General features: G+C 59.2%; 11 protein-coding genes and 1 pseudogene. 1 reads left to right on the top strand and 11 read right to left on the bottom strand.

Going from position 1 to position 13,907, the window contains the following annotated elements; translation table 11 throughout:
* Positions 1 to 105 precede the first annotated feature (105 nt).
* The 5 genes from ffh to FW756_RS05075 form a co-directional block, all read right to left on the bottom strand.
* A complete protein-coding gene (ffh, locus tag FW756_RS05055; RefSeq protein ID WP_446429070.1) occupies positions 106 to 1,665 on the bottom strand; it encodes a signal recognition particle protein in 1,560 nt (519 codons plus the stop codon).
* A gap of 54 nt (positions 1,666 to 1,719) precedes the next feature.
* Positions 1,720 to 2,595 carry a signal recognition particle-docking protein FtsY gene (gene ftsY / locus FW756_RS05060; RefSeq protein WP_446429071.1) on the bottom strand — a complete coding sequence of 292 codons (876 nt, stop codon included), beginning with the start codon at positions 2,593 to 2,595 and terminating at the stop codon, positions 1,720 to 1,722.
* A 44-nt stretch (positions 2,596 to 2,639) separates the two neighbouring features.
* The gene (locus FW756_RS05065) at positions 2,640 to 6,380 is read right to left on the bottom strand and encodes a chromosome segregation SMC family protein (protein ID WP_446429072.1); all 3,741 of its coding nucleotides are present in this window, start codon (positions 6,378 to 6,380) and stop codon (positions 2,640 to 2,642) included.
* A gap of 109 nt (positions 6,381 to 6,489) precedes the next feature.
* A complete protein-coding gene (locus tag FW756_RS05070; protein WP_446429073.1) occupies positions 6,490 to 6,882 on the bottom strand; it encodes a DUF4260 family protein in 393 nt (130 codons plus the stop codon).
* A 29-nt stretch (positions 6,883 to 6,911) separates the two neighbouring features.
* Positions 6,912 to 7,469 (bottom strand): OsmC family protein, encoded by a 558-nt coding sequence (locus FW756_RS05075; protein ID WP_446429074.1) that lies wholly within the window; start codon positions 7,467 to 7,469, stop codon positions 6,912 to 6,914.
* 250 nt (positions 7,470 to 7,719) lie between these two features.
* Between FW756_RS05075 and FW756_RS05080 the strand changes: the two genes are divergently transcribed.
* Positions 7,720 to 8,757: a helix-turn-helix domain-containing protein gene (locus tag FW756_RS05080; protein WP_446429075.1), complete on the top strand. Its 1,038-nt coding sequence runs from the start codon at positions 7,720 to 7,722 to the stop codon at positions 8,755 to 8,757.
* A gap of 69 nt (positions 8,758 to 8,826) precedes the next feature.
* On the opposite strand, the gene FW756_RS05085 is transcribed toward FW756_RS05080, so the two are convergent.
* The 6 genes and pseudogenes from FW756_RS05085 to FW756_RS05110 form a co-directional block, all read right to left on the bottom strand.
* Complete coding sequence (locus FW756_RS05085) at positions 8,827 to 10,542, bottom strand: sunset domain-containing protein (protein ID WP_446429076.1); 1,716 nt, start codon at positions 10,540 to 10,542, stop codon at positions 8,827 to 8,829.
* Positions 10,543 to 10,692: 150 nt separating this feature from the next.
* Positions 10,693 to 11,280, bottom strand: coding sequence for a hypothetical protein (locus FW756_RS05090; protein ID WP_446429077.1), 588 nt, complete (start codon positions 11,278 to 11,280; stop codon positions 10,693 to 10,695).
* Positions 11,281 to 11,384: 104 nt separating this feature from the next.
* Positions 11,385 to 11,789, bottom strand: coding sequence for an arsenate reductase ArsC (locus FW756_RS05095; RefSeq protein WP_446429216.1), 405 nt, complete (start codon positions 11,787 to 11,789; stop codon positions 11,385 to 11,387).
* Positions 11,790 to 11,834: 45 nt separating this feature from the next.
* Positions 11,835 to 12,131, bottom strand: a pseudogene (locus tag FW756_RS05100) (ArsR/SmtB family transcription factor); the annotation flags it as partial.
* A complete protein-coding gene (arsB, locus tag FW756_RS05105; RefSeq protein ID WP_446429078.1) occupies positions 12,131 to 13,231 on the bottom strand; it encodes an ACR3 family arsenite efflux transporter in 1,101 nt (366 codons plus the stop codon). The pseudogene FW756_RS05100 and the gene arsB, both read right to left, overlap by 1 nt.
* Positions 13,232 to 13,348: 117 nt before the next feature.
* Positions 13,349 to 13,813: a MepB family protein gene (locus FW756_RS05110; protein WP_446429079.1), complete on the bottom strand. Its 465-nt coding sequence runs from the start codon at positions 13,811 to 13,813 to the stop codon at positions 13,349 to 13,351.
* Positions 13,814 to 13,907: the final 94 nt, after the last annotated feature.

Genomic DNA, 13,907 nt, shown 5'->3' on the forward strand with positions numbered 1-13,907 from the left:
GAAAGCCTGAATACGCGGCAACCGCGAACTCAACAATTCTTCCACACGAAGGGGTGGAAATGCAATTTATGTTGCGATCAGGGGTTTTACACCCCACCTGATGGTCTAGGCCTTGCCGCCGAGCATCTGCTGCAGCTTTGCAAGGTCCTCTTCAGTGGGTGCAGCACCCGCACCGCGCCCAATTCCGAAGCCAGAACCACTTGCGGCAGACTCGGCCTTTGCCGCAATGCCTGCCTGCTGCTGGGCACGCTTTGCCGGGTTGCCCGACTGCTTCTTGCCCTTGCCCTTTGCCTGCTGCTTCTTCTTGGAACCATGGCTCATGCCGGGCATCGGACCCATGCCTGGAATCTGAGGAACACCACCACGCGCGACGGTCTTCATCATCTTTGCCGCCTGCTCAAAACGCTGCACAAGTGAGTTCACGTCGGTCACGGTCATACCGGAACCCTTCGCAATACGCAGACGACGTGAGCCGTTCAGAATCTTCGGGTTCTGACGCTCTGCCTTGGTCATCGACTGGATGATCGCCTCGGTCCGAACGATTTCACGCTCGTCAAAGTTCTCAAGCTGATCCTTCATCTTGCCCATGCCGGGAAGCATGCCCATCATCTTCTTGATGGAACCAGCCTTACGAAGCTGTTGCATCTGACCGAGGAAGTCGTCGAGCGTAAACGCGTCCTTTGCGATCTTCTCAGCAACCTTGCGCGCCTCGTCCTCATCGAAGGCCTGCTGCGCCTGCTCGATCAGGGTGAGAATGTCGCCGAGGTCAAGGATGCGGCTTGCCATACGGTCCGGATGGAACGGTTCGAAGTCACCGAGGCCTTCACCGGTTGAGGCAAACATGATCGGACGCCCGGTAGCCGAACGGATCGAAAGTGCAGCACCACCGCGTGCGTCACCGTCAAGCTTGGTGAGGACGACGCCAGTAAAGTCGACACCTTCCTGGAACGCCTTGGCAGTTGCGACGGCGTCCTGACCAATCATGGCATCAATGACAAACAGCACTTCGTCAGGGGTAATCGCCTTGCGAATGTCAGCAGCCTGCTGCATGAGCTCAGCGTCAACGCCGAGTCGACCAGCGGTATCGACGATGACGAAGTCATGCTGCTTCGACTTTGCTTCGGCAATACCCGCCTTGGCAACCTTTACCGGATCACCAACGCCGTTCCCCGGCTCGGGCGCGAAGATCGCTGCGCCAGCCTGCTCAGCGACAACGCCGAGCTGGGTAACAGCGTTCGGACGCTGAAGGTCACACGCAACGAGCAGAGGCGTGTGCCCCTGGCCCTTGAGCCACTTGGCCAGCTTGCCAGCAAGCGTGGTCTTACCCGCGCCCTGCAGGCCTGCCAGCATGATGACCGTCGGCGGATTCTTCGCGAATTCGAGTCGACGCTGCTCGCCACCAAGAATCTCGACGAGTTCTTCGTTCACGATCTTGACGACCTGCTGCGCAGGATTCAAAGCGTTGTTGACGTCGTCACTGAGTGCGCGCTCACGCACCTTGCCAGTGAATTCCTTCACAACGTCGAGCGAGACGTCTGCCTCAAGCAGCGCACGGCGGATCTCGCGGACTGTCCCATCAACGTCAGACGCTGAGAGCTTGCCCTTAGAGCGGAGATTCTTGAGCGAGTCAGTCAGCCGCGCCGACAGGTTTCCAAAAGTAGCCATAGTGGCTAAATTCTACCCTCATTCTTTCCCGCGACTCACGCAGGACACCGAGAGTTAGCCGATGAGCTGTGCGGCAAACACGTGCGGGGTGAAGCCAGTGAGGTCACCGATGCCCTCACCCTGCCCGACGAGCTTGATCGGAAGCTTCGTGTTCTCCTGCACAGAAAGCACGAAACCGCCCTTTGCAGAGCCATCAAGCTTGGTCAGCACGAGCCCGGTCACACCAGCGTGCTCAATGAACGCCTCCGCCTGCGCGAGACCGTTCTGTCCGGTCGTTGCATCGAGGACCAACAACACCTCTGAGACGGGCGCGAGCTTCTCAATGACGCGACGCACCTTGCCAAGCTCGTCCATCAGGCCACCCTTGGTCTGTAGACGGCCAGCAGTGTCAATGATCGCAATATCGTACGATTCGTCAATCGCTTTCTGCACAGTCTGGAATGCAACAGATGCGGGGTCCTGTCCCTGCTGCTGCGGCTTGACAATTGCGACCCCCGCACGATCCGCCCACGTGGCCAACTGCTCAACTGCGGCAGCACGGAACGTGTCTGCAGCACCAACAATGATCTTCTTGTCGAAGGCCTGCAGGTAGTTGGCGAACTTACCGATGGTGGTCGTCTTGCCGACGCCGTTGACGCCGACGACGAGAATGACAGCGGGTCGCTCTGAGAGGTGCAAAGTCGGATCGAACGTCGCGAGCCGCTCTTCGATCGCGTCCTGGAGCATGCGGCGCATCTCCTTGACTTCTGTCACGCGGTGACGCTCAACCTGCTCACGCAACTCATCAAGGATCGACTCAGCAATCTCGGGGCCAAAGTCAGCAGTGATGAGGGCAACTTCGAGGTCGTCCCAGGTCTCATCGGTAATGAGTTCGGGTCCGCTGAAGAAGTTGCGGAATGCCTGCGAAAACGACCAAGATTTCTCTGCCATGCAGATAAGACTACCGACTGGGGGCGCGGATCGTGGGCCAGGGCCTACGTGGCGACGGTTTCAACTGCCTGATCATCGCGCGCAAGGCGCTGACCAACGACTGCCGAGATGCCGTCTTTCCGCATCGATACGCCGTAGAGGGCGTCTGCGATTTCCATCGTCCGCTTCTGATGGGTAATCACGATGAGCTGCGAGTTCTCACGCAGCCTTTCGAAGACTTCAAGGAGTCGCCCAAGGTTTGCATCATCCAGCGCCGCTTCAACCTCATCCATGATGTAGAACGGACTCGGTCGCGCCTGGAAAATAGCGATAAGCCAGGCGACGGCTGCGAGGGATCGCTCGCCACCAGAAAGCAACGAAAGACGTTCAACCTTCTTACCTGCCGGACGTACCGAAATCTCAATACCGGTCGTGAGCATGTCGTCGGGGTTCGTGAGGATGACTTCACCTGCACCACCAGGGAACAGAATCGGGAAGACCTCGCTGAAGGCCGCCTTGGTGTCGGTGAATGCCGCGGCGAAGATGTCTTTCATCTTGTCGTCGAGTTCAGTGATGATATTTCGCAGGTCTGCCCGAGTCCGCGTGAGGTCTTCCAGCTGCTCAACGAGGAACTTATGCCGCTGTTCGAGTGCGGCAAACTCCTCGAGCGCGAGCGGGTTGATGCGGCCAAGCGCTGCAAGACGTTGCTCGGCGCGCGCAAGTCGCGCCTCCTGCTCAGCACGGACGTAGGGAACCCCGCTGATGTGCCCTTCGGGTGCCGCCGGTGCATCTTCAAACTGCTCAGTGTCAGCCTCAGGTGCCGCCTGCTCCCCCAACTCTGCTGCGAGCTGCTCCTCCAAGCTCAGCTCCCGAGCAGGCTGGCCTTCGGCAACCACCACGTTCGACGCACGAACCGCGTCAGCACCATCAGCACTGTCAGTTGTCGGGATGAGTACAGTCGGCCCATACTCAGCGAGCAGCACGTCCTCGCGAAGCCCTAACTCGTTCGCGGCGCGCTCCATGAGCGCAGTGAATTGAATACGACGCTCGTGACTCTTCATCTCCGAGCCATGCACGATGTTCGTGACTTCCTGCAGTCGTGCACGAAGATCCGCTTCCTCAGCGCGCAGGAGGGTGAGCTCTTGTGTGTTTCGCGCACGCACTTGCTCGGCCGACTGCTGCGCGAGGCGGGCCTCGGTAAGTGAGCGATCGCACGCCTCAAGAATCATCGGGATCCGCGACGCCACACTTTCTGCCTGTGCTGTCTGACGTGCCCGCAACACCGCACGGCGCGCTGCTTCATCAGCCGCAGCTCGTTCAGCTTCGTACTGTTGTTCAACCGTCTGAGCCTGGGCATGCGCTGCCCGCGCACGTTCTCGCGCGGTCTCGAGCGCGAGCCGCTTTTCAAGTTCTGCTTGCCGGAGTTCGTCAAGCAGACGCTGCGCAGCCTCGCGCGATGACGTGTCGAGCACAGGGCGCGGATCCGCGAGCGCTCCCGCGAGTTCGTCTGCAGCGTGCGCCGCGGCGGTCTCAGCAGCAGCACCATTCTCAACGACGCCAGCATGAGCGGCCTTCGCGCGCTCTGCCTCTGCGTGCGCTGCTTCAGAACGTGCAACGAGACGGTTGCGTTCGTTGTGGAAGGCTGTCTCTCGCGCATCAGCTTCACGCATCTCTTCGAAGATTCTCTTCGCATCAGACTGTGCCTTTGCGACGAGAGCGCGGAGATCTGTGAGTTCGACCTCACCGCTCGCAAGGAGCTCTGAAATCTCGGCACGACGGGTGCGTGCGTGTTCAAGCTCGCCAGTGAGTTCGATGCGTGAGGGTGACTGCCCTGATCCGCCGCTGACGGTGTGCGCGGTCACGACATCACCACCGCCAGTGACGATCATGAACGCGGGTATCGTGGCAAGCTCTCGCAGCTTCACCGCACCATGCTGCGCGGTTGTAAGGTCTGGCGCAATGTACGTAGCCTGCAGTAAGGCTCGCACGCCCGCCGGTGCTTCCAAGATCACATCGCTCGCATGAGTGAGCCCCGCAATTTTCGGCACTGAGGAAGTTTCGGAGGCAGTCGTCGATGCATCGTGTCCAGCAAGGACAGTCCGAAGATGGCCAAGTTCACCATCGTGTGCAGCGCGGATCGCCACCTCTGCAGCACGCTCATCTTGGACGAGCAAGGCGTCTGCGAGCGAGCCGAGCGCGACACCAATCGCCGCAGACGCCCCCTCTTCTACACGAAAGTGGTCAGCAACCCTGCCGAGTACGCCCGTGGGTGCATCAGTAAGAATCGCAGCCGACGCGTCCCGTGCTTCCAGTGAGCGGGCAAGCGCAGAAATGCGGGCGTCAAGCCCTGCACCCTCTCGCTCAAGTTCGTGGAGTCGCTCACGAGCTGCGTCACGAGCTGCCTCTGCGGTGTCCTGCGCAGCCTGCGCTTCTTTGTACAGCGCTTCACGGTCGACACCAAAGTCAGCTGAGTCAAGCAGGTCACCAGCCCCTGCCTCCGAGGTGCGTTCTGCAAACTCACGCAACTCGCGCTCCGCAGCTGTCGCACGCTCAGCTGCCTGAGTGTAGGCAAGCTGGCGTCGTTCAATTTCTGCCAGCACCGCGTCGCGCTTCTGCTCGGCCGCAGTTGCGACACCTCGCAGCGTCGACACGTTGAGGTCATAGGCAGAAACTGCTGCGCTCTGTGCAGCAACCTGCTCGTCGGTCACCTCAAGCCCGGTCTGCGCTGTGCGGGTCTGTAGCCGGGCCTGCTCCCACGCCTCTTCAGCCTGCGGGATCAACCGGTCAAGCTCGTCTGCCTCTGTCGCGGCATCACTCACCGTGCTCTTGGTAATGCGATGCGCCGGAGCGTGTGAGTCTGCTTGTGTCGCCAAAAACGTGAGTCGCTGCTGGGCTTGAGTATAGAGTCCACGAAGCTTCGACTGCGCGGCCTCGAATGCCAGCGTCACCCGACGTGCTTCATCGAGTGCATCGCCTTGCTGTTCGGTTTCAAGGTGAGTCACGCGAAGACGCTTCTGCTCAGACTGTTCCTGGAGAACCACCTGCTCCTGATGGCGTTCAGCTTCGTTTCGCGAGAGGTCTTCGAGCTCGCGCTTCAAGCGGGTGACGTCATCAGCTATGAGGCGCGCCTTTGCGTCTCGCACCTCTGCAGCGATGCCCTGCGCAGCACGTGCGACCTCAGCTTGGCGTCCGAGCGGCTTGAGCTGACGACGCAGCTCTCCTGCCAGGTCGTTCAAACGCGTGAGATTCGCTTCCATTCCGTCGAGTTTGCGGAGTGTGCGTTCTTTGCGGCGGCGGTGTTTGAGAATGCCAGCGGCTTCCTCAATAAAGCCGCGGCGCTCCTCTGGCGTCGCGCGAAGCACAGCGTCGAGCTGCCCCTGGCCGACGATAACGTGCATCTCGCGACCGAGTCCTGAATCGCTGAGGAGCTCTTGCACGTCGAGCAGGCGACACCCCTCACCGTTAATCGCATACTCGCTCGCACCACTGCGGAACAGGGTACGACTAATCGTGACCTCGGAATACTCGATCGGTAGTGCGCCATCGCTATTGTCGATCGTCAGGCGCACTTCTGCGCGGCCAAGCGGCCCACGGGTCGATGTACCTGCGAAGATGACATCTTCCATCTTGCCGCCACGCAGGTTCTTTGCACCCTGCTCGCCCATCACCCAGGCGAGGGCGTCAACAACGTTGGACTTTCCCGAACCGTTCGGGCCGACGATCGCAGTAACCCCAGGCTCGAACTGGAAGGTTGTCGGCTGCGCGAAAGACTTGAAACCGCGGAGCGTCAAACTCTTGAGGTGCACCTGCCGTCCTTTCACGCCTGATCAGCCAGTATTCCTACTACTTACGGAGCAAGCCTACTCGCAGAAAAGCCTCCCGCCACGGTGTGACGGGAGGCTTCGACGTGTCGCTTTATGCAAGCACCATCTGCACGATCGTGCCATCTGCGGCACGGGGGCCAAATCCGAGGGTGCGATCCGCCGCAATATGTACGAACCAAGCGAGGCCGGCCAGTGCAAGTCCATAGAAGCCGTCGGGGAACGCTCCGGTGAGGAAGAACAGGATGACTCCGACGATGAGCATGATCACTGGGATCGTCATCGTGTGCATCGTGTTGTAGAACTTCACCCTGCTCGGCTTCAAACGTCCACGCTCAGCGAATGCTCCGATGAGCGAGATGTCAGGCAGGATGCCGAAGATGATCGCGATCGTTGCTGCGGGCCACCCCCACATCACGCAGCACAGCACGATCATGACGAACCAGACTGCGGCACTCATGCCCCAGGTCAAACGCAAGAAACCCATGCAGAGAAGTGTACCCGTGCGTGGTTGAGCTACACCTTGGCGACGCTCACTGCAACCGGTGTCGGGTTCTTGAAGAGGTCATACACCGGGCAGTTCGCGTCAACGGCGACACGGAGTTCTTCGTAGCGTTCGATCGTCTCGGGGCCTGAGATCTCGACGCGAAGACGGATGTCGCTAAAACCTGCACGAACTGAAGGATCCTTCCCGAGCAGGCGAGCAGCATCAAGATCACCCTCAGCGATGACCTTGATGTCGTCAACCTGAATGCCGAGAGCATCTGCATAGAGGCGATACACGACGGTCTGGCAGCCGATGAGCGCGCCAAGCGCGTATTCCACCGGGCTCGGCGCGACATCATCGCCAGCAAGCGGTGCTGGCTCATCAATGACAAACTCATGCTTCCCTGAACGCACACGAGTGGCGACACTTCCCTCACCAATACCGGTCGTTCGGTAGGTGAGTTTCGACGAGTTCCGGTTCGCGTCAATTCGATCACTCCATGCCGCGCTGGCGGACTGCAGGCGCAGGGCGCGCTCCGCGGCGGTGATCTCTGGAATATCGATTGCGAGTGCAGTTGCAGTAGTCATGTTTGAGACAGTAACTCGGCCGATCCGCACCCCGCATCTCAGGGTGAAACAGTGCGCAACCGAAGGTCATACCGAGTCACAAAACCTGTTTTGGTTGCTGTTTTTCACCGCTTGTGCTTGCACCTACTCTCGAAATCCTGGCGTCACCCATCGTGAAAAACCTAGGCAATCATTGGGGTGGCCTAACAGTCGAGCGGCAAATTGAGCGAGAATCTTGGTCTTCGCTCTGCACCGCTGCTTGGATTGAAACATGCACAGCACCAAACAAGACTTCGGTCGCTTCGTCTCCGAGCATCGCAAGAGCCAAGGACTCACACAACGCGATCTCGCAGAGGCGCTACACGTGACCGAATCCGCGATCTCAAAGTGGGAACGTGGACTCTCGTATCCCGACATCACGGTCATCCCTTCCCTCTCACGAGCGCTCGGCGTCAGCGCAGACGAACTCATGAGCGCAAGCGAAGATCACGACGCACGCGAGGAGAAGCGAGAGGCCCGCAGCTACCGCAAGTGGCGCTCAGCAATTCTCTGGACGACAGCAGTGGCATATGCCACGACGATCGTTACATGCTTCATCGTGAATATTTCGGTCTCGCATCGCCTCGACTGGTTCTGGATCGTGCTTGCCGCTGTTGCACTCGCCGCGAGCCTCACCACGCTGCCACTCTTCAATCTGCCGGCAAAGGGGTGGATCGTTCTGGGCAGCGCGACGGTATCTTTGCTCGTGCTTCTCGGCATCACGGCACTCACTGCTGGTGCGGGAGCGTGGCTCCCCATCACTCTCACCGCAATTCTGCTCGGTCTCGTCATCTGTTTCGGGCCGATCTGGCTCGCGTCCGCCTCATTGCCCCGCGCAGTTGGCTCACACAAGACAGTGATCGCACTTGCGCTTGACACTGTTGCGCTCGTGCTGTTCATCACCGTCACCATGCTGGTACTTGGCAAGGGTGATGCGCTCCTTACTCCGACGCTCGCGCTCGTCGGTCTCGGTCTTGTCCCCTTCTGGATCTGTGCGCTCGTCATCCGCTATGTTCCGTTGCACGGCCTCGCTCGCGCCGGAATCGTGCTCGGAGTCGTCGGGGCCTTTTCGCTGGTGGTCAACGATTGGATCGACGCCATTGTTGGTGAACCCACTCGCGAACGCGTAGTTGACCTCGCACGTTGGGATCAGCCGCACCTCGACGGCAACATCTCATTCCTGGTGAGCGCAGGCCTCATTCTGTTCGCAGTGATCTTTATCATCGCGGGAATCGCACGCGGCGTTCACCTGCGACGCCACCGTTCGTAGCGTTAGACGCTTCAGGGCGGGCGAGGCATTCACTGCCTCTACCCGCCCTGAAGATGTGTTGCGCCGTTCTTACCGCTTCGAGGCGCGGTAACCGGCTGCAACCGCTGCGCCAGTCGTGCGGAAGCACTCTTCAGGCTTCGTTCGGTTGTAGTACGCGCCACCTCGCACGTGGTAAATCTTCGAGCTCGCATTGCCCTTAATTGGCGCCCAAGCCGGGCAGTCCCAGCCGTACACAGTGACCCGATTCGGATAGGTGACGACGGCAGTCTGCCCTGACGTTCGCGATGCCGTCGAGTATCCCGACTTCGTACCGGTCACCCGCACGGAGATCTTCTTGCCGACATCCGCTGAGGTGAGCTTGTAGGTTGTTCCCGTTGCTCCCTTAATCGCTGCACCGTTGCGAAGCCACTGTGTCGTGAGTTTGGTACTTGCCGTCCAAGATCCACGATTCACGGTGAGCGTCGAGCCGAACTGTTTCGTACCCGAGATTGTCGGGGCAGCAGTCTTCAGCACGCGAGGGACAGCCTTGCTACCAGAGGTCTTTGCGACACTCAGATAGCCTGACTTCTTGCCAGTGACACGAACGCTGATTTTCTTACCGGCGTCGCCCGATGTGAGCTTGTAGCTAGCGCGCGTTGCACCCTTAATAGCGGATCCATCTCGCAACCATTGATACGAGACATCGACTTTGGCTGGCGCCCAGCTTCCGGCCTTTGCCGTCACAGTTGAGCCGACAGTCACCGTGCCAGAAATACTCGGTGTTGGCGTCGCGGTAAGGGTACGGAGGACGACACCGGTCGAGGCAGACGTTACCGATTTCGTCGTGAATCCAGCGTTCGTGCCCGTCACGCGCAGACTAATTTTCTTCCCTGCGTCACTTGAGGTGAGCTTATAGGTCGAAGCCTTTGCCCCTGAGATTGCGGCACCGTTTCGCAGCCACTGATAGCCGAACTTCGTTCCCGATGGAGTCCAAGCCCCTGTACTGCCCGTCAGAGTTTTTCCAACGATGGCGGATCCAGTGATCTTCGGGGTCACGCTCGCGAGCGTGCCGACAACGACCTTCGCGGTGGACTTCGAGAGCACACTTGTCGCCTCATAGCCAGCGTGTGTCCCCGTGACACGAACCGAGATTGTTTTTCCCAGGTCAGCCGCTGTGAGAACGTACTTCGCCGAGGTCGCACCAGCGATCACCGCGCCACTGCGCAACCACTGATAAGTCGCAGCAGTTTCGGCAGGATGCGCAGCGGCGCGGGAAGCCGTCAAGCTCTGTCCAACCGCCGCTGTTCCAGTCACCGAAACCGCACCGAGCGAGAGTGTGCCGTGAGCAATCTTCACGGAGTTCGAAATCAGCCGCAGCGGAGGCATGCCGTCAATGTGCAACCAGACCACAAGTTCGAGTTGCTTGCCAGCGGTGTCTGCATTCGGAACGAACGCTTCGCTTGTTTCGCCTGCCACGGCCGCCCCGTCAACGAGCCACTCGATGGTAGTTGGGATCGTCGCGTCGCCCAGTTCCCATGCACCAAGATCCGCAATCGTAGCCGTACCGACTTTCGCGGCGCTAATTGCTGGATTCCTGGTAATAGTCGGAAGAACCGGCGCGGTCGGTTCTCCATCTTCCAGATCCTCCGGTATCTCTGGGGATCCGGGACGAACGGGCACAACGGGTGCTTCAGGAGCCTCGGGCAGTACCGGCTCGATAGCTGCCACATCTTCCACGGCAATCGCCGGATTTACCGGCCCCAACGAAACGACTCCCCCACCCAGCAACAACGCTGTAGTGAGCATTAGCCCCGCTGCTTTACGCATCGCATCCTCCATCGTTCGCGTCACGGACCTCGCCACGCAACCTCGCAATGCTATGCGAATCCCATCAGATCACCTAAGCGACACGTGCTGCATAAGAATCTGTGCGCGCGGATCCGCGCACGAGGGCTCCTAGCGATAGTCGACCCCGGCAAGAACAACAGCACTCGCGGTGATGGACACGCTCAGCACCGTCACCCAGATTCCAAACATCAGTCTCACTCTGCGCGGTGTCACACACCACTGCGCATATGAGTACCCCACCAAGGTAGCCGTGGCACTTGGAACCGCGAAGAACACCGTCCCAATCGCCAGGCTCTCAATCATCGATGAGCAATAGACACCGACCTCGCAAGGACCGCTGATCACACCATCCACGACGCCAAGCAATACGCACATGATTGCAACAACTACGAGCACCAATCCGGCCATCACCAGAGACTGGGCTGCTATCCCCCATCGAGTGATCCGCACACTGAAAAACAGGCTAAGGAGCCCCACAACCAGAGGCAGAAGAACCGAAAACACATATGGAATCACTCCCCTAAAAAGACTGGGAGTGCCATTCGCAACATTCATGAGGTCAAAGACGAGAGGGCCAACAGTTCCCAAGACCGAAACGCAAAGTGCCGCGCGAAGCGCCTGATATCCCCGGGACAGCTTCGCCCAGGCCTCGTCAGGCACACCCGTTGACTGCTGGTGCGTTTGGGGGTTCTCCATCCGCCAACCATATGCCGCATGGTTGCCGCAAGTCAGAGATACGAGCGAGTGATCCAAGCGGAACATGGCACCCATGGACGAAAATGGCGTGAATTCACGCCTGCTTATTTGAGCAGTTCGCGAATCAAGGTCTCCACGTATCCCCGAATCTCGTCACGAATCGGGCGAACCGCGTCAATTCCCTGCCCAGCAGGATCCTCGAGTTTCCAGTCCTCATAACGCTTGCCAGGGAAGTACGGACACGCATCACCACAACCCATCGTGATCACGACATCTGACTCCTGAACAGCTGCGGTCGTGAGTATCTTGGGCTGCTCCATCGTGATATCAATGCCAACCTCACGCATTGCATCAACTGCAACAGGGTTAATGTGATCCGCTGGCATTGATCCGGCCGAACGCACCTCGATGCGGTCACCAGCAAGCTCGCGGAGCCAACCAGCCGCCATCTGGGAGCGGCCAGCATTGTGCACGCACACGAAGAGAACGGAAGGTTTCTGGGCGTTCATGACGGCAAACGCCTCAAGAAGCGCAACGACCGCATGCCGTCTCGTCGGCGCGACGCGGTACCACACCCAGGTTCCACGGCGCTCAGAGATGACCATCCCCGTCGCTTTGAGCACCTTGAGATGATGCGACACCGTGGGCTGCGACACTTCGGCCAGCGCTGCGAGATCACAGACGCAAGATTCACCACGCGGATCGGCCGCAATCGCAGTCAGCATCCGCAAGCGCAGCGGTTCTGCCAACGCCTTCAAATCTGCTGCAACCGCAGCAGCGATATCTTCACTCATCGCGCTCGTCGTCGACGGTACGCATTCGCCCTCACCTGGACGCATCTCGGCGGCCATCACGCGACCTTCGATTCTGTGCGGCTATCGCTACCAAAGGGGTCGGTTCGAAACCACGTCCTCGCGAGCCACAGTGAGACATACACAAGCCCAACCAGCACCGGCACTTCAATAAGGGGACCCACAACTCCAGCAAGCGCTTGACCCGAGGTCGCGCCAAAGGTGCCAATGGCAACCGCAATGGCAAGCTCAAAATTATTCCCCGCAGCAGTGAACGCAAGCGAGGTGGTTCGTGCATATCCCAGGCCAAGTGCTTTACCGAGCAGCATGCCCGCACACCACATCAGCGCAAAATAGGCCAGTAGGGGCAGCGCAATACGGGCCACATCCCACGGATGAGAAGTCACCTGATTGCCCTGCAAAGCGAAGAGCAGCACGATCGTAAACAGCAGTCCATACAGCGCCCACGGGCCAATTGCTGGCAGGAATTTCTCCTCATACCAAGTGCGGCCCTTGCGCTTTTCGCCAATCCAACGTGAGACAAAGCCCGCGACCAGTGGAACGCCGAGGAAAACCAGCACGTTCAGCGCAATCTTCCCCATCGAAATGTCGAGCCCCTGCGCATCGAGACCGAGCCAGCCTGGAAGAACGGTGAGGTAAAACCATCCAAGCACCGCAAACATCACGACTTGAAACACTGAGTTGATCGCAACCAACACCGCCGTTGCCTCACGATCACCACAAGCAAGGTCATTCCAAATTACGACCATTGCGATGCAACGGGCAAGACCGACGATAATGAGGCCGGTGCGATACTCGGGCAGGTCTGGCAGAAAGATCCACGCAAGCGCAAACATCAGCGCCGGTCCAACTAGCCAATTCAACAGCAGCGAGGAAACGAGCAGCTTCTTGTCCCCCATCACCGCGCCGACTCTGTCGTAACGAACCTTCGCAAGCACCGGGTACATCATCACGAGCAGGCCGAGACCAATCGGTAGCGAGATGCCATCAATTTCCAGGGCCGACAGCACCGCAGAAAGTGCTGGAACAAACTGCCCGAGCAGCAGACCAGCAACCATGGCCAGGGCGATCCACAGCGGAAGCCATTTGTCGAGCGTTGAGAGCTTCTCGGGGGTTGCACGAGAGGCCTGATGAATCATGCGGGAGGATCCTCGACCTTCGGTGATTTGATTCGACACTCATCTATATTGACAGGCATCAATATGGTGTGCAACTCCCAGAACGTGCACGCCTCCTACGCCCCTGAAACACAGAACCTATTCCCTAGACCAATTCCCGAGTTCCTGAAAAGCAGCCGCTTGACGTTGCTGAGTCTTCGTCGCTTGCGAGTTCAGCCCGGTACTCCAACTCGGATACACGCGGAACCCACGCTTACCCTCGCTCGCGTCAGACCTGTACACCCCAAGTTTGATGAGCTGAGGTGTCGTAAATCGAAAGACGCCAAACCGAGGCCCTTCACACACAAACACCAGTAGACCCGCGACTGCGTCGTCGGGCGCAAACGGACGTGTTTCACCATTGGCATCTCGCTCCCAAACGGCGACGAAAGCGCCTGGCTTTTTCGGGGTGACGCGAGCCGTACGTATTCGCCAGGTTTCTGAACCGAGGACCACAAGACCGGCTTCGTAGTCACTGGTCTGCGCCTCTTCCTGAGGAGGCGCAGAGAGTCGCTCGCGGTCACCTCGGAGACGAAGAAAAGCTTCGAGCGCACGAAATTGCATGCCTTCATGCTACCGAGACGGGCTATCCTACCGATGACTCGCACATGCCACTCGGCGCACCCCACAGAATTGAGAAACCAGGGAGCTCGGCCTA

Source organism: Leucobacter sp. 1207-22 (assembly GCF_052850455.1).